The organism is Oceanobacillus jeddahensis (assembly GCF_000750635.1).
Lineage (GTDB): Bacteria > Bacillota > Bacilli > Bacillales > Amphibacillaceae > Oceanobacillus > Oceanobacillus jeddahense.
In genome coordinates, this window is the sequence record NZ_CCDM010000003.1 from 106,913 (window position 1) to 129,056 (window position 22,144).

General features: G+C 37.6%; 19 protein-coding genes and 1 pseudogene. 15 read left to right on the forward strand and 5 right to left on the reverse strand.

Annotation, left to right across the window (positions count from 1 at the left end; genetic code table 11):
• Nucleotides 1-60: 60 nt before the first annotated feature.
• Both BN986_RS13880 and BN986_RS27670 read left to right on the forward strand, forming a co-directional pair.
• Nucleotides 61-999 carry an NADP-dependent oxidoreductase gene (locus tag BN986_RS13880; protein WP_040981141.1) on the forward strand — a complete coding sequence of 313 codons (939 nt, stop codon included), beginning with the start codon at nt 61-63 and terminating at the stop codon, nt 997-999.
• A gap of 126 nt (nt 1,000-1,125) precedes the next feature.
• Entirely contained in the window at nt 1,126-1,293 is a 168-nt protein-coding gene (locus BN986_RS27670; protein WP_157037083.1) for a hypothetical protein, read from the forward strand.
• Nucleotides 1,294-1,338: 45 nt separating this feature from the next.
• On the opposite strand, the pseudogene BN986_RS28100 reads toward BN986_RS27670, so the two are convergent.
• Nucleotides 1,339-1,756: pseudogene (locus BN986_RS28100) on the reverse strand (CatA-like O-acetyltransferase); the annotation flags it as partial.
• Between the two features lie 330 nt (nt 1,757-2,086).
• Between BN986_RS28100 and BN986_RS13890 the strand changes: the two are divergent.
• The gene (locus BN986_RS13890) at nt 2,087-3,280 is read left to right on the forward strand and encodes a hypothetical protein (protein ID WP_040981146.1); all 1,194 of its coding nucleotides are present in this window, start codon (nt 2,087-2,089) and stop codon (nt 3,278-3,280) included.
• A 245-nt stretch (nt 3,281-3,525) separates the two neighbouring features.
• On the opposite strand, the gene BN986_RS25770 is transcribed toward BN986_RS13890, so the two are convergent.
• The 4 genes from BN986_RS25770 to BN986_RS13910 form a co-directional block, all read right to left on the reverse strand.
• Nucleotides 3,526-4,056 (reverse strand): hypothetical protein, encoded by a 531-nt coding sequence (locus BN986_RS25770; RefSeq protein WP_244445006.1) that lies wholly within the window; start codon nt 4,054-4,056, stop codon nt 3,526-3,528.
• 86 nt (nt 4,057-4,142) lie between these two features.
• Nucleotides 4,143-4,385 carry a DUF3307 domain-containing protein gene (locus tag BN986_RS13900; RefSeq protein ID WP_040981148.1) on the reverse strand — a complete coding sequence of 81 codons (243 nt, stop codon included), beginning with the start codon at nt 4,383-4,385 and terminating at the stop codon, nt 4,143-4,145.
• Entirely contained in the window at nt 4,382-5,158 is a 777-nt protein-coding gene (locus tag BN986_RS13905; RefSeq protein ID WP_040981150.1) for a hypothetical protein, read from the reverse strand. The genes BN986_RS13900 and BN986_RS13905 overlap by 4 nt, the downstream gene beginning before the upstream one ends.
• A 235-nt stretch (nt 5,159-5,393) precedes the next feature.
• Nucleotides 5,394-7,397 carry a S9 family peptidase gene (locus BN986_RS13910; protein ID WP_040981152.1) on the reverse strand — a complete coding sequence of 668 codons (2,004 nt, stop codon included), beginning with the start codon at nt 7,395-7,397 and terminating at the stop codon, nt 5,394-5,396.
• Nucleotides 7,398-7,825: 428 nt separating this feature from the next.
• Here BN986_RS13910 and BN986_RS13915 point away from each other — a divergent pair, with 428 nt between their 5' ends.
• The 12 genes from BN986_RS13915 to BN986_RS13970 all read left to right on the forward strand — a co-directional run bounded on the left by BN986_RS13915 (nt 7,826) and on the right by BN986_RS13970 (nt 22,125).
• A complete protein-coding gene (locus BN986_RS13915) occupies nt 7,826-9,376 on the forward strand; it encodes a multicopper oxidase family protein (protein WP_040981154.1) in 1,551 nt (516 codons plus the stop codon).
• A 273-nt stretch (nt 9,377-9,649) separates the two neighbouring features.
• Nucleotides 9,650-10,090: a hypothetical protein gene (locus BN986_RS27680; RefSeq protein ID WP_040981156.1), complete on the forward strand. Its 441-nt coding sequence runs from the start codon at nt 9,650-9,652 to the stop codon at nt 10,088-10,090.
• Between the two features lie 468 nt (nt 10,091-10,558).
• On the forward strand, nt 10,559-11,863 hold the full coding sequence (locus tag BN986_RS13925; RefSeq protein WP_244445007.1) for a Y-family DNA polymerase: 1,305 nt from the start codon (nt 10,559-10,561) through the stop codon (nt 11,861-11,863).
• Between the two features lie 3 nt (nt 11,864-11,866).
• Complete coding sequence (locus BN986_RS13930; RefSeq protein ID WP_040981158.1) at nt 11,867-12,271, forward strand: hypothetical protein; 405 nt, start codon at nt 11,867-11,869, stop codon at nt 12,269-12,271.
• A 441-nt stretch (nt 12,272-12,712) separates the two neighbouring features.
• Entirely contained in the window at nt 12,713-13,366 is a 654-nt protein-coding gene (locus tag BN986_RS13935) for a hypothetical protein (RefSeq protein ID WP_040981160.1), read from the forward strand.
• Between the two features lie 3 nt (nt 13,367-13,369).
• Complete coding sequence (locus BN986_RS13940; protein WP_040981162.1) at nt 13,370-14,101, forward strand: ABC transporter ATP-binding protein; 732 nt, start codon at nt 13,370-13,372, stop codon at nt 14,099-14,101.
• A complete protein-coding gene (locus tag BN986_RS13945) occupies nt 14,061-16,571 on the forward strand; it encodes an ABC transporter permease (protein WP_040981164.1) in 2,511 nt (836 codons plus the stop codon). Before BN986_RS13940 ends, BN986_RS13945 begins: the two co-directional genes overlap by 41 nt.
• Before the next feature lie 12 nt (nt 16,572-16,583).
• Nucleotides 16,584-17,084 carry a PadR family transcriptional regulator gene (locus BN986_RS13950; RefSeq protein ID WP_040981166.1) on the forward strand — a complete coding sequence of 167 codons (501 nt, stop codon included), beginning with the start codon at nt 16,584-16,586 and terminating at the stop codon, nt 17,082-17,084.
• Nucleotides 17,085-17,445: 361 nt separating this feature from the next.
• Nucleotides 17,446-17,988, forward strand: a complete 543-nt coding sequence (locus BN986_RS13955) for a helix-turn-helix domain-containing protein (protein WP_040981168.1) — start codon at nt 17,446-17,448, stop codon at nt 17,986-17,988.
• Between the two features lie 28 nt (nt 17,989-18,016).
• Entirely contained in the window at nt 18,017-20,074 is a 2,058-nt protein-coding gene (locus BN986_RS13960; protein WP_040981170.1) for a hydantoinase/oxoprolinase family protein, read from the forward strand.
• Nucleotides 20,058-21,821 (forward strand): hydantoinase B/oxoprolinase family protein, encoded by a 1,764-nt coding sequence (locus BN986_RS13965; RefSeq protein ID WP_040981172.1) that lies wholly within the window; start codon nt 20,058-20,060, stop codon nt 21,819-21,821. The genes BN986_RS13960 and BN986_RS13965 overlap by 17 nt, the downstream gene beginning before the upstream one ends.
• Nucleotides 21,811-22,125 carry a cupin domain-containing protein gene (locus BN986_RS13970; protein WP_040981174.1) on the forward strand — a complete coding sequence of 105 codons (315 nt, stop codon included), beginning with the start codon at nt 21,811-21,813 and terminating at the stop codon, nt 22,123-22,125. The genes BN986_RS13965 and BN986_RS13970 overlap by 11 nt, the downstream gene beginning before the upstream one ends.
• The last annotated feature ends 19 nt before the right edge of the window (nt 22,126-22,144 follow it).

Genomic DNA, 22,144 nt, shown 5'->3' on the forward strand with positions numbered 1-22,144 from the left:
CGAACTCCGTTTGATAATATGGACAATGCAACAGAAAAACATACGCTGGAGGTTTTGATCATGAAAGCAATTATTATCGACCAATACGGCGATGCAGATCAGCTAAAGGAAAAAGATGAAATTCCAATTCCGGAAATAAAAGATAATCAGGTATTAGTAGAAATGCATGCTACGTCCATTAATCCAATTGATTGGAAACTGCGCGAAGGTTACCTGCAGGAAGGCCTGCCTTTTGAATTTCCAATTATTTTAGGATGGGACGCAGCAGGAGTCATTAAACAAATCGGGAAAAATGTCACCGCCTTTCAAGTGGGGGATGAGGTATTTGCTAGACCGGACCTCACACCAAATGGCACGTATGCTGCATATACAGCGGTAGATGAAGAACTGCTGGCTATGAAACCCAAAAATATCAGCTTTGAAGAAGCGGCAGCAGTTCCGCTTGCAGGTCTTACTGCCTGGCAATGTCTTGTGAACTTCTCTGAAATAAAAGAAGGCGATAAGGTGTTGATTCATGCCGGTTCTGGCGGTGTCGGCAGTATGGCTATTCAGATTGCTAAAAGCTTCGATGCCTATGTGGCTTCGACTGCAAGTGGGAAAAATGAGACGTTTTTAAAAGAATTAGGTGTCGATCAATTCATTAATTATAAAGAGGAAGACTTTGAAGATGTTCTTCAAGATTATGATATTGTCGTGGATACGCTCGGTGGTGAAATCCTTAATAAAAGCTTCCAGGTATTAAAGGAAGGCGGGCGACTGGTTTCCATCGCAGGGAAGCCAGATGAAAAATTAGCAAAACAAAAAGGGATCAAAGCAGATTCCTTATGGCTTGAGCCCGACGGAAAAGAACTGGCTGAACTAGGGAAGTTGATAGAAGACGGGAAATTAAAACCGTATATAGGACATACTTTCCCGCTCACTGAGAACGGTTTAAAAGAAGCACATCGTTTGAGTGAAACCCATCATGCGAAAGGAAAAATTGTGATTCAAATCAAGTAAGTACGATGATACGCAAGGTATAAGATGTTTCAGGCTGCCAAAGGAGTATTCGGCAGCCTGATTTTTTTATACGTTAGGAAAGGAAATTTTAGCGAAGAAGATTTTCTACGTAGTAAAAATTTTTAGATGCCAAGTATAAGTGAAACTAAGGCGTTCGTTGAAGGGATTGCACTCAAGAGTATAAAGGATTTTAAGAAAGCAAAACACGCTTTCAAAGTTCCTTTTAACGAACGCCAAGTTTTCTTTAAAGCTATCTATCAGGAATGTCAACAAGGCTTTGGATATGGTCCATAAAAAAGCTGCATGATAACCATCACATACAGCATGATGGATTTGTCAAGATAACGGCAAATAAATAAATGAATCTTTTTTATAAATTTACCAACTGTAACAATCAGTAACAGGTGATTCGAATTATTAATTACATTTAAATTGAAACTGGTAAAAGAGGTTCAAGGAATCATTGAAATAGAAACATTATTTTCAAGTATTGGTGTTTTAGGGGATAATTTCCTGTACTATTGAATTTTTCAACATCAGAAACATAATTTCGTAGAACGTTTGGAAATCTTCTGTTGATTTTATCCAAATAGCAGAAAACTATTCTGATTTCTTATCAAAAATAGTATACAAAGGCACTACCTTATCCCAATATCCCATCACCGTCCGCATTGAAATCCATTCTAAATGCTTTGTTAGAATTTACTACATGGGTCACTAGAAAAATGAAGACGGGAGAAAATTTATATCCATTTTTTACTCAATTTTGAAAGGACGTGATATTACAAAACAGAAAATCAAGGCAGCATCTCAACGACTTGAACCATATGGAAATCTAGCTTTTTACTCATTTAACAGCAAGGAGGCAGACCAAAAACGAAAAGTTAGATTTCTTCTACTGAAAATAATAGACTTTAAAATAGATAAAAGAATTTCCCGTAAAGAGCTTAATAAGGTATGTTAAAATAAATATTAAAAATACTAGGATTAAATAATGAATACAGAATAATTAAAAAGTTATATAAAGATTAACAAAAATAATTTAATAATAATTTGAAATTATACAGAAAGGAGAATCTACTTAAGAATGTTTGATAAAAAGGAGTTAATAAATTATATTTTATCGGATGATACATATTATAGTGCTTTTGTTGCTTATAATAATTATAGTAGGGAACTTGAAGGGACAAGATTTATTTTCTTTGACGAAGTTAAAGGAACACCGTTACCAAAATATCATCAATTGAATTCACAAGAGCTATCAATATTAAGTATTAATGCTGATCAGAAGTTTTTAATACTAGATAAGTTAAGAGTGAAGGAAATGATAAATTACGGTACCACCAACTTTCACTTTGACAATGCTATTCATTTTGATACGCAAGTTGTCAGTTATTTATCTCTGTTATTGAAAAACAAAAATATTTCTGAACCTAAAATGTCTCAAGTATATAAATTGCTTTACTTTGTATTGTCAAGAAATATTGATTATACATGTTATCCTTACTTATTTGAAAATTGGAACAAATTATCATCAATAAAGACGTTAGAAGGAGTACACCAAAGTTTATGCGCATTTTTATTTTTTAAATCATTAAATTTAAATCAATTTAAGGAATATATATTAAGTAAAGCACAGGTTAGTTATTCATCTAATACTTTGATTCAAGCAGATGAATTCATAGCAAATATGAAAAATAATTATTTTAACGATTATTTATGGGAAGGTATATATTGTCTTCTGCTTAAAGTAATTATAATTGATTGGAGTTCAAATAGAAAAGTCAAAAAGAAACTTGAAGAACTATTAGATTTTATTAATTTTGAGTTAGGAGTTTTTTTAGAAAGGGAGTTTGTAATAGCTTATTTATTTTTAAAAAAAGATAAAAGTAGTAAATCATTTTTTAAAAGAATACAACCTACTGCTAATGAATTAATTAAAACAATACAAGGTATGTCCTGGGATTTATGGCATATAAGACGTTTGGCTGAAGATATGAACATAAATACAACAGAAAATATACCTTTCGAAATGCATTCTTTAGCTACATTTGACAAAGGGTTAAAAGATGTTTTACTGGCTTATCCGGTAAGAGCAATATTTTTTGATAATGATGGTTCTGCACATTGGTGTTATAAAAACAAACTCGAAGAATTCATTCCAGAAATTGATTTAACTGATTCACATGAAGGAGATAGAAAGAAGGCGTTTGCTCTAACAAATCGTAATATGTTAATCACTAAGCTAGAAAAAGAAATTTTGGAACTTGCAAGCACATAGTTTAACTTCCATAAAGCATGTGATATTGATTGCGTGAGTAAGAATATCGTAGTTCGGCGGTTATCTTTGATAAAAAATGTGAAAATCAAATTCACAGTTAGATAAGAAAGTTGCGAATGGTTTAGCTAAGTGGCTGGGAAAAACACAGAATCTTAATGGTCTCTTGAGGAAGAAAGGTATGAAAAAGTATTTACGTATGAGATTTATGATAGGCGTGGCTAGAAATATCGACACGCCTATCAGGCTCACATTAGAACCCCTTGTACAACAAGCCCGAGCACTAACCCTAAGAAAATAGAAGAGAGGGTACCTAATAAGAAATACTCCGCCCAGTTACGATCATCCAATTGTTTAAACCGCGCAATCGACTTAGCAGCAATGATAAATGCGATCGACGGATATGCACCAACCGCTGTTAACATAATCACTAGTAATCTTTCCAGATAGCCGATAAGTTTTCCATGCGAACGAAGCGGGGTAGAATAGGTAAAATAATGATATTCCTCTGTGAAACGATTATCTGCTCCCGCGTGAATTTTTTCCCTCCCGGCAGCGATTTGATTTTTCAATGTCAGCTCGCCTTCAAAATTAGCAAATTCAGATGGCAGGGAGCCAATGATGAATTTTACGATATGACCGCTGACACTTGTTGCTAAAATATAAATGATAATCATAAATAATACGGTATGGAATGGATTTAAACTGCTTATCCCATGCAACAAGTTAAAAAGATCTGCTGTCATATGGAAGAAAAGGATACAGACGATGAGTATCATAATGATATGCAATACTTGGTCTGCTAAAAAGTATCCGAGTCTTTTTATATTATCCGTTGGGTTTTTGGGAATGGAATCTACTAATTTTATTTTAATAAATCAATCACAAGATGCGTGATGATAATAAAAGCGAAGGGCAGAATAAAATAGTAGATTATCTGTTGAAATTCATATTGGTATCCCCATATAATCGCAAGGGCAATTCCTGTTGTCACCAGATGATGAAGCAGGTGTTTTTTCAAATGTTTTATTTTATTTTGCACTATCTGGTCCGTTTGCAGCCAAAAGTCAGCAATCAGATGTGCGAGAAGGAGCAATAATATAGTCATGATAAACTCCTTTCTTTCGGAAAATAATCAGGCAGATGCTTCCTTATATTTTGTCTGATATTTTCCTGCAGTTTATCCGTCTGAGCCTGCCGATCTTGTACACCTAATGAATCCAGCACCTTTACAATGTTATAAAAAGCATTCAAAATAAGATGAGTTTTTCCTTGTTTCATATGATGGGATATCGTAGCTGTTGTTCTTCCAAGATATTCACTTACTTTATTCTGTTGACCGAGCATGACATATAAAGAACAGACGAGAGACTGTATTTCAGTTTGCTCATTTATTTGCTCCTGCTTTAAAGTTAAACTGGTATTTATTAAGGCTTCAAACTGCTTGCTAAAAACAGTGAAGCCATGTCCATCTGATAAAGGAGGTAATTCAAAGTGAAACAGTAATCTGTTCGGCTGTTTTTTTAAATGATCATTGGCATTTCTAGCTTGTTTCATTAATGGATGAATCCAGGTTTCTATGTTTATTTCACTGATATCCTCCTGAATATCGCCCAATGATAAGCCGAAATATGGCTTATGATTGGGAAACCGCCAAATACGACTTATATAGAAAGCAAGGGTATATGCTGAAGCATAACCGTTGCTTACAACCACTAATTCATCACCAGCGCGGTGGCTGACCTTTGTTATAGCTGAATTTTTTGTCCATTCAGCAATGTGTTTTTTTAATTGCTCCAGATATCCACTCAATTCATTCCCGATATTTTCTTTTGATGAATTACTTATATCCATAATGAAGATGGAGGCCTCATTTGCCATGAAGAAACAGCTCCTTCCTTATCGAATGTAATAAGAAGTTTGATTATATAATCGAATATAACAAAAGTTAGATGAAATAGTCAAACTTTATTGAGGTTAGATGATTTAGACTAATATATTAGAAATAAAGAGATTTTTAATTTTTTTAAAGCGGATGATAATACATTATTTTGCATCATCACCCGCTTTTATTTAATTCTATTTAAAAGTGCTTTTTTTATATTGAATGAACAGTCTAATATACCCGGTCTTCACCCGGCTGTTCATCTAAAATATGATATGCAAACCAATCCAGATTTTGTTTAAGAATGGCTCGATGGATCCCTGGCTTGTCTGAACCATGCAGCATGTCTTTGAAAATGACCAGCTCGGTTTCTACACCGACATCCTTCAAGCCGCGATAGAGTTCATAGGCATTTGGAACAGGAACTCGGGGATCCTTTTCACCATGCTGAATCAACGTTGGCGTTGAAGCATTATTAATATAAGTCATGGGAGATGTGTTTCGATAGATCTTCTCGTCATTCCATGGCGTATCTCCTAAATAATAGCGTGTAAAATGAGTAATGTCCGTATTGACATAATAGGTCATCCAGTTGGAGATCCCGGCTCCAACCGAAATAGCCTTAAACCGGTTACTGTATGTTGCGCAAAAGGCAGATATATAGCCGCCCTGACTCCAGCCCAGAATGCCGACCTTTTCCGGATCTGCTATCTTGCTGTCAATCAAAAAGTCGACCCCGGAAATAATATCTTTATAGTCTCCCAGCCCCAACTGTCTGAAATTCGCCGCGCGAAATGCTTCTCCATAACCTGCACTGCCTCTGTAATTAGGCTCTAGAACAAGAAATCCTTTCTCTATAAATTGTTCAATTGGCTGATATCTATTTGTGGTCGGAGTTGCTAAGGATATGCCGGTTGGGCCGCCATGAACAGCAAGTACAAGTGGATAGGTCTTTGTATCATCGTAATCTGCCGGCTTTGATAATATGCCTTCAATTTCCAGCCCATCTTCCGTTTGCCAGGATATAATTTCTTTTTTACTTTTCGTTTTTCCTTCATAAAACATATATTGCTTGGTCAGCTGCTGATTATCAAGAAATACTTCAGCCGCTGTTTGTGAAGTTGCCTTAACATATGCAGTATGCTTGCCGTCCGAGGTGATAGCCGGGTGAGTAATTACTATGTCTGCCGGATTTACAAGTGGCGTTAATGTCCCATCTTCTGTGATAAGTCCGGTAATATAGTTGGTTCGTTCCAGCCAGGTAATATGAATACCCTTTTTAGTCCAGCGAACAGGTAAAACATTTTCATCTATGTCCAGTGCAGGCTGTTTCGTCTGTTTCGTTTTTAAATCATAGATTTCCAGCGTTACGTTTGCGTATATTTTTTTCTGCCTGTAGCGGCTATAACAAATTTTTGAACCATCATAGGAAAATAAGACAGGTCCTGCTTGTAAAGGAGTAATATCAAGCTTTGCGCATTCGTCAGTTTCCAGGTCCAACAAATAGGTTTCCATGTTTAACAGATCAGTGAATCTGGGAGTAGGGGCAGAGCTAAAGATAACCTTCTTGCTGTCTGGTGAAATATCAAAATGATAAATATATCTATCCAGCAATTCCGTCAATGGCGTACTTGCCTTATCCTTATTATCTTTATCGTTTTCACAGGCTTCTTCCCTTAAATCTTTTGGCAGCTTGTCCAGTATTTTGGCATGTTGTTTCCCTTTCTCAAGATCCAGAAAGTACAATGCATTAAAATGAAAATCTCGATCTACATAGGTAAAATCACCATACATTTCACTGCGACGTTTCAGTTTATCCGGTTCAGGGCGCTTTGCGGTGAAAAAGAGGCCTCGTCCGTCTGGAGCCCATTTAAAACGATCAATATTATGGTCGGCATGAGAAAGCTGTATTGCTGTTGTTTCCTCGTTCGTTTGGATAAAAATCTGCTTTGTCTTTTTGTCCCCATCATCAACCGGGCTGAGGAAGGCAAGAATTTGTCCATCCGGTGACCAGCAGGGCTGCATGCTTTCATTTTCTCCTATGGTTAAGGGATAATTTTTATCGATATGTTTATCATAAATCCAGACATGCTGAGGATATGTATTGTTATCCCAATCAGTTGTACTTCTTACATAAGCCACACGCTGTCCATCCTCGCTGATGGAAACATCCTGAAATGTTGGTAAAGCGATTATTTCTTCTATCGTTAAATAATTTGCATGATGATTAGACATAAATATACTCCTTTCTAATTATCGTTAAATCGATTTACTTTTGATCAGAGACTTCTCTGTGTATTAAGTTTGTTGTAACAGTTTTGGATTGATTCTCGTGATCATACGGATAATTGCCTGATATGATGTGTTTCATAGGAGAAGCTGGAATAATTTTTTAATGGCAGTTTATCGGATTCTGGTTTTTCTTGCTAATTACAAATTCGATTGTACTGAAATAGGCTTTGTGTCATTAATCACCTCTTTTGAAAGGGTTTTCAATATATTCATAGTAATCTTATTGTTTTACAATTTCAAGTCATTTTTCATATTAATAGCCTTTCAAAATTTATACTCATCCAAATTAATATTAATTTACATGTACAGCAGCCTTGCACTTTTTTGCTTCTGGTTACATTTACTACTATAAAGAAATGGGGTGAATACGAATGCGTCGCAAGCTAGAAAAATTTGTGGATCCACTTCCAAACATACCGCTTCTAAAGCCTGATAAAAAGACAAAGGACGGGGTTCACTATGAAATGACGATGAAGCAATTTAAGGGTAAGATCCATCGTGATTTACCAGCTACCACTTTATGGGGATATAATGGCCAGTTTCCCGGGCCAATCATTGAAGCCACCCGTGATGAACCGATTCATGTGACATGGCTTAATCAATTGCCAAATAAGCATCTGCTTCCAGTTGATGTATCCATCCATGGTCTTGAACAGCTTCCTGTTGTACGCACTGTGGTACATTTACATGGTATCGAAACAAAACCGGACAGTGATGGGCATCCGGAAGCATGGTATACAAATAATTTCCAGGAAACTGGACCTGTTTTTTCCAGAAAAACATTTACGTATCCGAATCATCAGCGTGGAAGTCTGCTTTGGTATCATGATCATGCGATGGGAATTACACGGCTGAATGTATATGCAGGGCTTGCAGGGATGTATATTCTTCGGGATGAACAAGAGAAATCATTGAATCTGCCAGCCGGGGATTATGAGATTCCGCTTATGATTACAGACCGAAGTTTTAACGCAGATGGTTCTTTATTTTATCCATCTCAGCCTGATGATGCAGCTGAAAATTTACCAAATCCTTCTATTCTGCCAGCGTTTAATGGAGATACGATATTGGTTAATGGGAAAGCATGGCCATACTTGGAGGTAGAGCCGAGAAAATATCGTTTTCGAATGTTGAATGCTTCCAATACAAGGTCTTACCAGTTACAGCTTGACTCCAATATAACCTTTCAACAAATCGGCTCGGATGGCGGACTGCTTAGAAAAACCGTTGAAATAGAAAAGATTGGTTTTCAGCCAGCAGAACGAATCGATGTCATTATTGATTTTTCAAAAGCAGCAGGCCAATCCATTGCATTAAAAAATGATTTAGGGCCAGATGCTGATCCAAACGACGACACTGGAGATATTATGCAGTTTCGTGTTACAAAGTCATTGAAAAATAAAGATAGAAGCAGTTTGCCTCAGGCTTTATCTGTTATTCCTTCCCTAAAGCAAAATCATATTGCTGGGATTCGTTATTTAAAATTAGTTGGATCCGCTGATGAATTTGATCGTCCTTTATTACTTCTTGACAATAAACATTGGCATGATCCGATTACAGAAAATCCGCGTCTTGGGACAACAGAGATTTGGGCTTTTACAAATACAACCAACTTTTCACATCCAATTCATATTCATCTGGTTCAATTTCAAGTATTAGAACATCAGCCATTCGATCTGGAACAATATAACAGAGATGGAAAAATCATATTTACAGGACCACCAGTTGCACCAGCAGCAAATCAGCGCGGTTGGAAAGATACTATAGAGGTTTCTGCTGCAACCATTACTAGAGTCATTGCCAAATTTGCACCATATAGCGGAGAGTTTGTGTGGCACTGTCACATTTTAGAACATGAAGATTATGATATGATGCGACCTTATATGGTGGTAGATGATAGCAAAACAGAAGATGAATCCTAAATTATCAAGAGTTTGAGTTACGTTATGTAACCTGAGCTCTTTTTAATATGATAGGAAACTATAAAAAAAGAACAAATGCAGGTTTTTTAAAATTGTTGAAGGGTAAGGTCTGATATAATATTACTGCGATAAAAGTGACTTTACCAGCTGGCTTATAATAATGTAATCATCGAACGAAATCACAAAACAAGGCGAATGAACCATTTTTGAAGAGCTGCACACAAGGAAAGAGACGGTGAATAAACTGGGGATAGGATGAAAGGAGGTTATCGGATGTCTTCTCACAATCCACATTCATCTAACCGGGTCCCTTATCGTCAAAACCAGGGAAACAATTTCCCGAAAGATGAATATCAAGGTTATGGTCGTAGTAATGGATTGTATGGACCAGGAATAGAAACACAAAATCAAGGTGCCAAGCATGGATCGGGTATGTTATCGGAGTATAATAGGTCTCCTATTCAGAATACAAACAGTCAAGGAAGAGGAAATGGTCATTACAATGCTTATTCCACATATCCTGACAGCTCTTATCATGGTGCATCGCCAGATATGCAACATATGATGCAGATGATGGTTCATTTAAGGAATCAAATGGATCAACTTAATCAATTGATTGCGCAGAACAATCAACTACTGCAATCGATGCATCATCAAGAAGATACCAAATGCGTTCAGGGGAGCGGTGGTGGAGCGGTTATTGTAAGAATGTGATAAAGTTCGGTCAAATTTTCAAAATGTTGTTACGTTATCGTGCATGATTACGGAAGGGTTTAGAATGAAAAGGATCAAACTTTTTATAAAAAATGATACGAATTCATAAGAGAAGAATCCATTTTGAAAAGGTTAGTCAATATGGATTCTTTTTATTTCTAAATTTACTATAAATTGTTTTGATAATGAGATCTACCGGCTAATGTTAATTAGGTTTGTGATTACCCAACTTACTAAAAACTGCTGTGCGTTCAGCGACTAAGCACAATCACGTCGTGTGATAAATGATGTTACTAGGATATCTTGTTCGTCGTACTGGATTCCTTAAATTCTTACTTAAAGTACAAACAATAACATTTTGACTTTCCATATATTAACACACCAATTCAAATGTATTCATATTGACCAATAGAATGTACGTTCGTATAATAGGGATACAAACTTATATTCGTATCAGGAGAGATTACGATGAAAAACATTATCATGATGGACTATTCAAATGAACCACGCAGGGATATTATGTGCATCGATGCTAAATCCTTTTTTGCAAGTGTAGAAGCTGTCGAACGTAAGCAGCATCCTTTACGATCCCGGATTGCTGTTGTATCTAAACCAGATAACCAAGGCGGGCTGGTTCTAGCCTCATCGCCTTTGGTAAAAAAAGAATATGGTGTGAAGACAGGAACAAGAATTTATGAAATTCCAAGTAGCGCCAATATAGAAATTGTAGAACCTCGGATGGCATTGTATTTAAAAAAGAATTTAGACATACTGCATATTTTTAAACGTTATGTAGCATCAGAGGATTTATTTGTTTATTCGATTGATGAATCGTTTATTGATGTGACTAAATCGCATAAACTTTTCGGTAATACGCATGATATAGCAAAGAAAATCCAACGTGATGTATGGAGAGAACTAGGGTTAGTGTTGACGGTGGGAATAGGGGATAATCCGCTTTTAGCTAAATTAGCACTCGACCATCAGGCAAAACATGACGAACAACGGGGCTTTATTGGAGAGTGGCGTTATGAAGATGTGCCGCATACAGTATGGAAAATAGAGTCCTTAATTGATTTTTGGGGCATAGGGCAGAAAACAGCGGCAAATCTGAATCGAATAGGTATTCAGAGTATTTACGATTTGTCTCAATATAATATTAATCATTTAAAAGAAAAATTTGGCGTCATTGGAGAACAGCTCTTTTTTCATGCGCATGGAATAGATCGATCGCTGTTATCAGATACACACACACCTAAAAGCACATCATTCAGCAAAAATCAGATACTAAACAGAGATTATATCGTTCAACATGATATTGAGACGGTTATTCGAGAAATGACAGATGAAAATGTAGCTCGGTTAAGGAAGCATCATTTAATGACTGGTGTCGTAAAACTTTCCATTGGATATTCGAGAAATATAGCGCAGGATGGGTTTCATCATCAGATGAGAATTGAAGCAACCGATTCATCCAAAAAATTGAAAGAGCATATGTTATTTATTTTTCGTAAGTATTATAAAGAAAATACACCTGTAAGAGTGGTCAATGTCACCTTTGGAAAATTTCAAATGAAGCAAGCATTGCAGCTGGATTTTTTTGAGCCGATGGAAGAAACGATAGAAAATGAAGAACTGGATAGAACGATTGATTTTGTAAGAAAAAAACATGGTTATACTTCATTACTGCATGCTTCTAGTTTACTTGATGGCGGAATGGCCAGGTATCGTGCAAAATTGCTTGGCGGTCATCGATCCGGAAAGGAAGAGTGAGACATGGAACAAATATCTGTAACACGGGTTACCCCTGAACAATTTGGCTATAAAGATAGAGGGATGGTTAAATGGTTAGGAATGATGTTAAGCGACCATTCGGAAGCACTAAAAAAAGAGGAAGCAGATGACCAGCTAATGGAAGTGGAAGCAAAAGAAGAAATGATGGAAGAAGAAATTGCAAAAGTGTTGTATAAAGCTTTTACGACAGGTTCTCCTGTTTTGATTCAAGCGAATGTGATGCAAAATGGGAACTATTATAAAGACTTAGAATGTAAAGTATCTGGATATACTGAAAATCAGATTCACTTATTTTTAAAAGATGGACGAGTTACAAATTGTACATTGGGAGAAATAAGAAATGTGGAAATGATGAACTCACTCGATTGGTATGATAAAAGGAAATAATAGACGTTAAAAGAGCAGACTGCTGCTCTTTTTTATTTGCTATCGTTTGATTGGAATTTAGGATTACCTCGTAACTGCTGTTTAAAATCGTTCTCTGTTCTTTTTAACACGGAGAACCGCCCGTAAAATTCCCGCCTCCAAATAAAGAGGGAGCATACATTGATTTAGGCGGGAAATAAAGGGCGCTAACTCACTGAATCACTCAGGCTAATTCAGTGAGAAAAAAGGAGCAGACTAAGATCGCGACATCCTGGGACTGGGGCGGCGATTACTCGCCCTATCGTAAAGAGTTGTGCGTCGAAAATTCCCACTGAATGAAATTTCGTTTTATATATTGCAATAAAATAAATATCAATTTAACTTGAAACTTTTACTTACTCAGTATATACTTACATAGTAAATATATACTGAGTAAGTAAAAGAGAGGTTGTGAATCATTACTTGAAGGAATTGATTATCGCGTATCAATGGGAATTATTTATTTTTGCTGAAATTGTTTCTTGGTTATCTCTGGTTCTGTTTTTAGTCATACGTTATGCTTTTCAACGTTTTTCTATTAGTATCTTGTTTTTGATGCTTTTCTTGGGGGCGACCGTATTCGAATTGGTTCTGGCCATATTTGATTATCAAGAAACAGGAGAGATTGCCACTTTTCAAATGATTATTTTTATATTTGTCCTTTATGCGTTCACATTTGGAATTGGAGATTTCAGAAAAATGGATCGTTATTTAAAGGATAAGATTGGGAAGTATCGAGGGCAAAACCTGCTAACAGAAAAAGATGAGCGCATTATAAAACAAAATAAGGATCCAGATTATCTTGCGCAAAAATATCGGCGGACCTGGCTGGTGCATGCTATTTTATTTGTTATCGTGCATTTGCTTTTCTGGATATTTTATCGTCCATTAGAAGCATCCTTCTTGTCTTTTTTTACCGACCTGAGCTGGGTAACGGATTCCGAAGTTTTTCGTGAACCATTTGTTAATCAAATAAATGCTGTTTGGAAAATTGTTTTTATTATCGATACGATTTGGTCGTGGTCTTATACGCTATTTCCGGATAAATCCGGCCAAAGTAAGAAAAAAGGAGAATGATACATGATTGAAGTGACGGATTTACAGCGAGAATTTAAAGGTGGAGAAGAAGTAATCCAAGTATTAAAGCACGTACAATTATCGATTTCTACGGGGGAGTTTGTTGCGATTATGGGTCCCAGCGGATCCGGGAAAAGTACATTACTACAGCTGCTCGGTGGTCTGGATACACCAACCAAAGGGGAGGTACGTATGAACGATATTGCATTACATGAACTTTCAGAGAAAGAACGGACGTTATTCCGCCGCCGTAATATCGGATTTATCTTTCAAAATTATCAGCTTCTCCCGATGTTAACGGTAGCGGAAAATATTGCTTTTCCGTTAGACGCAGATAATGTTCCGCAAGTAGAAATAAAATCACGCGTAAACCGGTTATTAAAAGCGGTTGATTTAGAAGGAAAGGGAGATATGTTCCCAAGTGTGCTAAGTGGCGGACAACAGCAGAGAATTGCGATTGCCAGAGCGTTGTCGAATCAGCCGCGATTAATTTTAGGTGATGAACCAACGGGGAATCTAGATCGGAAAACAGGGACAACAATTTTAAATCTGCTTTCAAAAATGCATCGGGAAGAAAAACAAACCATTGTTATGGTCACCCACGACATTTTTGCTGCGGGATACGCAGATCGTGTCATTATGTTGAAAGACGGGAAAATAGAGGCGGAAATAGAACGGGAGGAGGCAAATAAAGATGAACTCATGGCAAGTTTCTTGGCGGAACTTAATGCGTAAAAAATGGCGCTCCTTTTTAACGCTTCTTGCGATTATTCTTGGAGTAGCTGCAACCGTTTCATCGATTGCCATGGTTCAGAGTACGCAAAGTATTATCTCTGATTATGCCAGTCAAGGTCAAGGTAATACAGACTACTATGTATTTGGTCAGCAGGACGGAATAGATACAGACTATATTGATGAACTGGCTGAAGAAAACGTTATAGAAGAAGTATTAGGACAATCAAACCAGCGAATGACATTGGATAAAGAAGTGTGGGACCAAGAAAGCGAACAGTTGGATGTTCAAGTAATGGCCATCGATCATTTAGAAAATGCCATTTATGATATTACTGTTTTGGAAGGGTCATTAGATGAAAGTGGTCTTGTTATCGATGAACGTACAGCAGAGTTATGGGGTGTGGAAGTAGGCGATGAAGTCAATTTTTCGGCATCCTTTCAAGAGACTGAAGAAAATGTCCAGACACAGGTAGATGCTGTGGTGGAAAATACCATTCTACTGACCAATCCAGATAGCTGGGAACAAGCAGAAAATAATGAATGGCACGTATTCATGGGATTGGATACACTTCAAAAATGGACAGATACAGAAGGACAGACAGAACAGCTGCTGGTATCGGGAGCAGAGGGTATTTCCTTTGAACAGCTTGGCAACCATCTGCGGGACTTCTTTCCAGCGGAAGCGAATATGATTGTTCAGCCTGCTGTTGTTGATGAGAGTCAGGTCGCGACCGGGTTTGAGGAATTATATGCAAGTTTGTATGTTGTTGGTGGCTTAAGTTTACTGATTAGTGCATTTATTTTATACAACACATTATATATCAGTGTAGTGGAACGTCGGAAAGAATTTGCTTTAATGAAAGCAGTTGGTTATACACCTGGGCAAACGCGTGGTTATATTTTGAGAGAAGTCTTTATTCTTTCACTCGTGGGCACAGTTATCGGGCTAGGAATTGGAGTATTGCTTTCTTATGGTTTTATGGAACTTCTCGCAGAAATATTTTCGAATGTTTTGTATGAGTTAAAAATAGGAATGCCGTTACTCATTGCTGCTGTCGCGGGATTGGTGATTCCCCTTATTGCGGCATGGCTTCCTGTGATGAAAGCTTCCAATACGGAGGTAACAGATGTGTTTCGTGAATCCATTAGCAAACCGAAGAAAAAACCAGCTTTCTTTTTAATAATAGTAGGAGCACTTTTACTCATCCCTGGATTATTTTGGGAGGATATGCTGGCTTTCTTGCCTTTATTTCTCGGTATTGCCATTCTGTTTCCGTTTCTATTCAGCGGGATAATATGGTTGTTGCTGCCTGTTTCTAAACTATTATTTCAACGGGCGGGAAAATTCGCTGCTCGTAACTTGAACCGTCAAAAAATGCGAACAGCATTAACAGCAGCAATTATGAGTTTTGGGGTAACACTGCTTGTCTTTCTCAGTTCAATCGGTCTGTCTGTAAGTGACAGTATGTCCGAGTTAATTGAGGGAACGTTAGGTGGAGATGTATCCGTCGTTTATGAGGACGCTATTTCAGAAGAAACATTGCAATCATGGCGGGATGTCGAAGGCGTGGATGACATTGAAACTTTATCTACATCTTCTTTCCTTTGGTACGCGGATAAAGAAGAAAATGATATGCGTTTAATGGATGTAAATAGCGTTACAACTGAAAGAATGGAAAATACTCCTCTTTTTCAGTATAATCAAGATTATGAGCAGTTGTTGCGTGATTTAGAAGAACCAAATACGATAGCCCTTGGAAGGGAAGCTTTTGATCAATGGGGCGGAGAAGTTGGCGATACGCTGACAGTAGAAACGGTGAATGGTGCCGAGGACTGGACGGTGCAGGGCGTGGTCGACACATACCGCAGTGGAGGTTATATCGGTTTTATCCATGATGAGCAAATGGAAGCTCAACTCGGTGTCAGCGATCAAAATGAAGCCCTTTTATTAGCAGAGGAGGGTACGGCATCTTCCATCAAAACAGCAATTACATCAGAAGAAGATGCTTCTCTTGCAGCAGTAAGAACAGCGGAAGAGCAAATCGATGCATTCCAACAGCAGACGGAAGATATCTTTTTCGTATTAAATGTTTTGGTTATCTTTGGCATGGGAGTGGCTGGTATCGGCATAGCGAACACGCTTTTGATGGGTACCATTGAGCGTGTCCCTGAGTTTGGTACAATGCGAGCTATTGGCAGTACGAAGTGGCAAATACAGAAAGTGATTTTAAGTGAAGCATTCTTTATTGGAACAGGTGCTGCGATTATTGGTAGCGTTGTAGGAATAGGGGTCATGTTCTTAACGTCCGTGCAAGAGGTTGACTACATGTTAGACTTACCCTTCCACATTTCCTGGTTATCTATCTTATTAGCTTTTATTTTTTCCATCACTGTAAGTATGGTTGCCTGCATTCTTCCCGCACGAAGAGCAGCAAAAGTCAATATTAGCCGCGCATTGCGGTATGAGTGAGTTGAGTGAGCAATGTCTGTAAAACATGCGATGTTAGCATTATTATATGAGCAGCCCCACCATGGGTATGAAATTAAAATCGGTTTTGATGATCTTGTTCAAAAGAAGTGGCCCCTAAACCCGGGACAGGTGTATACAACACTTGATCGATTGGAGCGGGACGGGTTAGTGGATTCACCAGGATCAGACGAAAAAGACCGTAAAATATACAGGATTACGGATGCGGGAAAAGAAGAATTCATGAATTGGCTCTATACTCCCGTAGAATACTCCTTATTAAAAGATACCTTTTATTTTAAATGGTTGTGCTCTCAAAAAGTAGATGTCGGTCAAGAAAAAGAAATGGTGGAGCACCAACGAAAAACGATTATAAAAAATATTTTACAGCTGACTAAATTTAGACAACAGCTGGAAGAGGAAAATGAACAAGAAAACATGCAATTGTTAGTAGATGGTGCTTTACTTCATTTAGAAGCAGATTTAAAATGGCTGGATATGATTAAGAAAAAGTAGGGATTTAACTAAAGTTAGATTTATAAGAAATTTTCCATATGAGATGTAATTAAATATTTTACTTCAGAAACCCAATTGTTTTTATACAGTTGGGTTTCTTTTTTAGCTTAACTAAATGTATTTTATTTCACCATTTTTTTCAACTATTTTTAATGAAATAAAATACATCATTTCAAACTGAAGAGAAGCAGTGGTTATAGGGGAAATGATTCTATGCTAATAAAAGGAATCGTTCCATTATAAAGAATTGAAAAAGTTTTCTTTTAATTTTTGATATATTATGATAGAATTACAAAAAATGAAGTGGAGGTGTAAAAATTATTCTTCCATTGTAAAAAATAAGATATAAAGGACAGAGATAATGGACAATATTCACAAAAAAATTAAAAATCTCAGGTTAGAGCGTGAAATGACATTAAAGGATTTATCTGATAGTACAGGACTTTCAGTTAGTTTCCTGTCACAAATTGAACGGGGGACATCTTCCTTAGCGATAACATCTTTGAAAAAAATATCAGATGCTTTCCAGATCAATATCACTTATTTTTTTAATGACATTGAAAATCATAATTATGTTGTTCGAAAAGAAGAAATGAAAGATTTTAAGCTGGAAGGTTCGGATAAAGTGTATATACGCTTAGCTGGAAAGTTTCCAGAAAGAAAAATGGAGCCGATTATGGTTACCATACCGGCAAAAGCACCTTACGTTGAAAGGTACAGTCATCCGGGGGAAGAATTTTATTATGTGATTGAAGGTAGCGTTGTTTTCAGAATAGAGGGACAAGAATACCTATTAACTCCCGGGGACTCCATCCATTTTCCTTCCGAACAAATGCATGAATGGAAGAATCCTACGAATCAGGAGGCAGTACTACTGAGTGTGTTAACACCGGTTATATTTTAAAAACTAATACTGAAAAAGGGTGAATAAGATGAGAGTAGCAACAGACATTGGCGGAACTTTTACAGACTTAGTATATGTCAATGAAAACGGGCAAGTTGAAATTGCTAAAGATCATACCACTCCGCCAAACTTTGAAAAAGGAGTAATGAATGTAATCGATAAGAATATCTCCAATAAAGAAGAGATTTCTACATTTATTCATGGAACGACTGTAATCATTAATTCGTTAACTGAAAGAAAAGGAGCTAAAACCGGTTTAATTACAACCAAAGGCTTTAGAGATGTTTTGGAGATAGCACGTGGGAATCGTCCGGATTTATTTAATATTCGATATAAAAAACCTGAACCGTTTATAGAACGTTATTTAAGAAAAGAAGTGAATGAACGTCTCAATTACAAAGGAGAAGAATTAACACCTTTAGATACAGATCAAATTAAAGAAATTATAGACTACTTTAAAAAAGAAAAGGTGGAAGCGATTGCAGTAGCCTATCTACATTCCTATGTAAATCCGAGTCATGAAAAGGAAACAGTCCAAATCATTAGAGAATTATGGCCGGAGGTAGCGGTCTCTGCTTCCTATGAAGTTACGCAGGAATGGCGGGAGTATGAACGAACAAATACTGCTGCTTTGAACGCATATGTGAAGCCTGCTGCTGCAAATTATGTTAATAAAATGCAGAATGAACTTACTGAATTCAATAAGACGAGCCAAAACTTTATTATGCAATCCAATGGAGGAACAACAACTTTTGAAGAATCAAAGAAGGTTCCAATCAATATGGTAGAGTCTGGCCCTGTAGCAGGGATTTATGGATCTGCTGTGCTTGGAAACCTAATTGGAGAGAAAAATATTATTGCATTTGATATTGGTGGGACGACAGCAAAATGTTCTTTAATTGAGAACGGTGAAGTAAAAGTATCCACAGATTACTATATTGAAAGAAACAACCGAAATGCAGGTTACCCAATAAAAGTACCAGTTGTAGACATTGTTGAAATTGGGAACGGAGGAGGATCTATTGCTTGGTTAGATGATGCTGGGGCATTAAAGGTAGGGCCAGAATCTGCCGGTGCATTGCCTGGTCCGGTTTCCTATGGTCAGGGAGGTACTGAACCAACAACGACAGATGCTAACCTATTAACGGGGCGTCTTTCAGCTAAGAATTTTGATTATGATGTAGATTTGGAATTGGTAAGAGAAGTTACCCGTAATAAGATTGCTAACCACTTTGACATGACGGTAGAAGAAGCAGCACTCGGAATTATTAAAATAGCAAATTCAAATATGCTGAATGCCTTGAAACTAATTTCTATTCGGAAGGGGCATAACCCTCAAGATTTTACACTGGTAGCATTTGGCGGTGGTGGATCCATGCATGCTCCGGATTTAGCAAAAGAATTAGGTGTGGGAAAAGTCATTATTCCTGTAGCATCTCCTGTATTTTCTGCTTGGGGTATGTTAATGAGCGATCTTCGTCATGATTATATCAAAACATACATTGCGAGAGTGGGAGAATTAAAGCTTGATGAAATGATGAAGCAATGGAATGAAATTGAACAGGATGGACACATACAATTCGCACAGGAGGGAATTGAAGAGGGCAATGTAGTATTCCACCGATTTGCTGACATGCGTTATATCGGACAGGAGCATACGGTGAAAGTACCTGTTCCTTCAGGGGCATGGGCGGAAAAGGAATTGGATGAAATTGTTGATAAATTTCATGAGCTGCATGAGAAGAATTTTACATTTAGATTGGATGGAACAGAAACAGAAATTGTTAATTTACATGTGACGGCTTTTGGAAAAGTGGAAAAGCCGGAGATACAGAAGATCGAGCGAAATACAACACTAGAAGAAGCAAAAATCGAAACGAGAAATGTGTTTTTTGATGCACCTGCTGGGTGGACGGAAACGAATGTCTATCAAAGAGAATTATTACCTGTGGGTGAAATAGTTCAAGGGCCAGCAATTATAGAAGAAAAAGCAGCTGCCACAGTTATCTATGAAGGACAAACACTTATGGTAGACGATTATGGCAATTTAATCATTGAAACGGGGGCGAATGAAAATGAGAAATGAAAAAGAAATCAATCCATTTACTTTAGAAGTGGTGAAAGATTCTTTGCTTGCTGCCGGTGATGAAATGTTTATTGCTTTGGCAAAAACCTCGATGAGCCCAATTATTTATGAAGTGCTCGATTATGCTAGCGGTTTAACAGATTCCAAAGGTCAACTGCTTACCCAAGGGAATGGTGTTACCGGTTTTATCGGAATGCTTAGTTTTATGGTGAAGCAAACGCTGAAAAAATATGGAGAGACAGGTCAATTAAAACCAGGAGATATTATTATTATTAATGATCCATATGGAGGAGGCGGATCTCACCTATCTGACGTTGGTTTAGTAATGCCAATTTTCCATGAAGGTGAGCTGATTGCTTTTTCTGCCAATAAAGCACACTGGACAGAAGTTGGTGGAAAAGATCCGGGATCTTTTACAAACGATTCCGTAGACATTTTTCAGGAAGGACTACAGTTCCCATCTGTCAAATTATACGATGGTGGCGTGCTGAATGAAGGAATTGTAGAAATTATTGGTGCTAATGTTCGTTTTCCTGATTTATCACTTGGAGATATGTGGGCGCAAGTAGCTGCATTAAAAACAGGAGAAAGAAGATTGAAGGAAATTTGTGAAAAGCACGGAAAGAGCACTGTGCTCGCAGCTATTGATTATCAACTGGATCATGGTGAGACAATTTCTCGAAAAGAGTTGCAAAAATTACCTAAAGGAACATTTACAGCGAATGGATTTGTCGAGACAGACGGTATTGGGAATGGACCATTTCCAATCCAAGTGGAAGTGACGATTACTGATGATAAATTCGTATGTGATTTCCGGGGAAGCAGCCCCCAAGTTCCTGGTTCTGTCAATTGCTCGTTTACAGGGTTGGCATCAGCAGTAAGAACGATTTTTCTGGCCATTACAAATCCGGATCAGGATGTGAATGACGGTGTGTTTAGACCATTGGAAATCATTGTGGATGAGAGATCGATTATGTCTGCAGAGCGGCCAGCACCAACTTCTAACTACTATGAAACCATGCTTGGATGTGCAGATTTGATTTGGAAGTCATTGGCGCCTCATATTCCACATAGATTGGCGGCTGCACATTTATTATCAGTGTGTGCTGTGACGTTGTCAGGTATACACCAGGACACAGAAGAGCCCTTCTTAATAGTAGAACCATCTGTTGGCGGTTGGGGTGGAGCCGACGGACAGGATGGAGCAAGTGGACAATTCTGTATTCTTGACGGGGAGACATACAACGTGCCTGTGGAAGTGGCAGAAACGCGATATGGAGTGATGCTTGATGAGTATAGCTTACGAATAGATGGTACAGGTGCAGGTGAATATACAGGAGGAAAAGGAGTAATTCGATCTTATCGCGCTATGACAGATGATCAGTCTGCCACAGTTACATTTGGACGCAATCAATATCGCTTATGGGGAACCAATGGAGGCCTAGATGGTTCTGTTAATGAATTCTACATTCAAAAATCGGATGGAGAACAAGCGGGACCTTATGGAGTATATCCGCGTTATCCATTGGTAAAGGATGATGTTTTGCAACTGATGACTGCTACAGGTGGTGGCTATGGTGATCCGTTGAAGCGTCCTGCAGAACAAGTGGTAAAAGACGTAAAGAATGAATATTACAATGTGACGGAAGCAGAAGAGTTATTTGGGGTTAAAGTAGACCCGCAATCATTTGAATATGAAGAGCTAGCTATTAGAAAGCAAGGTGGAGGTAGAGCAGATGGAAATTAAAAAAGAAAGCTTCCTTAAGTCGGGATTAATGAATTTATTTCAAGAAAAAACAGGGGAAGTTGATTTTAAATTTGGTACGGTGACAATACCTCCTGGTGAAAGGATACCAAAAGAAGGATTTTCAATACATGAAGAAAATGAGTATGCTGTGATAATTGAAGGGGAAGTAGAAGGGGAAAGTGGCGGAAAAGCATTTTGTACACCGGAAAACGACGCTACTTTCATCCCTGCTGGTGAAGCACATTGGGTTGAAAATACAGGAAATAAATCGTGCAAGGTTGTGTGGGTGCTTATCAAAAGTTAATAAAAAGTTTTAGTGGCAG

Excerpts from the sequence above, each read along its gene's own strand:
- BN986_RS13965 (WP_040981172.1), top strand. The coding sequence starts at position 20,058 with ATGAAAATGAGAAATGAAAAAGAAATCAATCCATTTACTTTAGAAGTG.
- BN986_RS13900 (WP_040981148.1), bottom strand. The coding sequence starts at position 4,385 with ATGACTATATTATTGCTCCTTCTCGCACATCTGATTGCTGACTTTTGG.
- BN986_RS27670 (WP_157037083.1), top strand. The coding sequence starts at position 1,126 with ATGCCAAGTATAAGTGAAACTAAGGCGTTCGTTGAAGGGATTGCACTC.
- BN986_RS13940 (WP_040981162.1), top strand. The coding sequence starts at position 13,370 with ATGATTGAAGTGACGGATTTACAGCGAGAATTTAAAGGTGGAGAAGAA.
- BN986_RS13915 (WP_040981154.1), top strand. The coding sequence starts at position 7,826 with ATGCGTCGCAAGCTAGAAAAATTTGTGGATCCACTTCCAAACATACCG.
- BN986_RS13930 (WP_040981158.1), top strand. The coding sequence starts at position 11,867 with ATGGAACAAATATCTGTAACACGGGTTACCCCTGAACAATTTGGCTAT.
- BN986_RS25770 (WP_244445006.1), bottom strand. The coding sequence starts at position 4,056 with ATGATACTCATCGTCTGTATCCTTTTCTTCCATATGACAGCAGATCTT.
- BN986_RS13880 (WP_040981141.1), top strand. The coding sequence starts at position 61 with ATGAAAGCAATTATTATCGACCAATACGGCGATGCAGATCAGCTAAAG.
- BN986_RS13960 (WP_040981170.1), top strand. The coding sequence starts at position 18,017 with ATGAGAGTAGCAACAGACATTGGCGGAACTTTTACAGACTTAGTATAT.
- BN986_RS27680 (WP_040981156.1), top strand. The coding sequence starts at position 9,650 with ATGTCTTCTCACAATCCACATTCATCTAACCGGGTCCCTTATCGTCAA.
- BN986_RS13950 (WP_040981166.1), top strand. The coding sequence starts at position 16,584 with ATGTCTGTAAAACATGCGATGTTAGCATTATTATATGAGCAGCCCCAC.
- BN986_RS13955 (WP_040981168.1), top strand. The coding sequence starts at position 17,446 with ATGGACAATATTCACAAAAAAATTAAAAATCTCAGGTTAGAGCGTGAA.
- BN986_RS13945 (WP_040981164.1), top strand. The coding sequence starts at position 14,061 with ATGAACTCATGGCAAGTTTCTTGGCGGAACTTAATGCGTAAAAAATGG.
- BN986_RS13970 (WP_040981174.1), top strand. The coding sequence starts at position 21,811 with ATGGAAATTAAAAAAGAAAGCTTCCTTAAGTCGGGATTAATGAATTTA.
- BN986_RS13890 (WP_040981146.1), top strand. The coding sequence starts at position 2,087 with ATGTTTGATAAAAAGGAGTTAATAAATTATATTTTATCGGATGATACA.
- BN986_RS13925 (WP_244445007.1), top strand. The coding sequence starts at position 10,559 with ATGAAAAACATTATCATGATGGACTATTCAAATGAACCACGCAGGGAT.
- BN986_RS13910 (WP_040981152.1), bottom strand. The coding sequence starts at position 7,397 with ATGTCTAATCATCATGCAAATTATTTAACGATAGAAGAAATAATCGCT.
- BN986_RS13905 (WP_040981150.1), bottom strand. The coding sequence starts at position 5,158 with ATGGCAAATGAGGCCTCCATCTTCATTATGGATATAAGTAATTCATCA.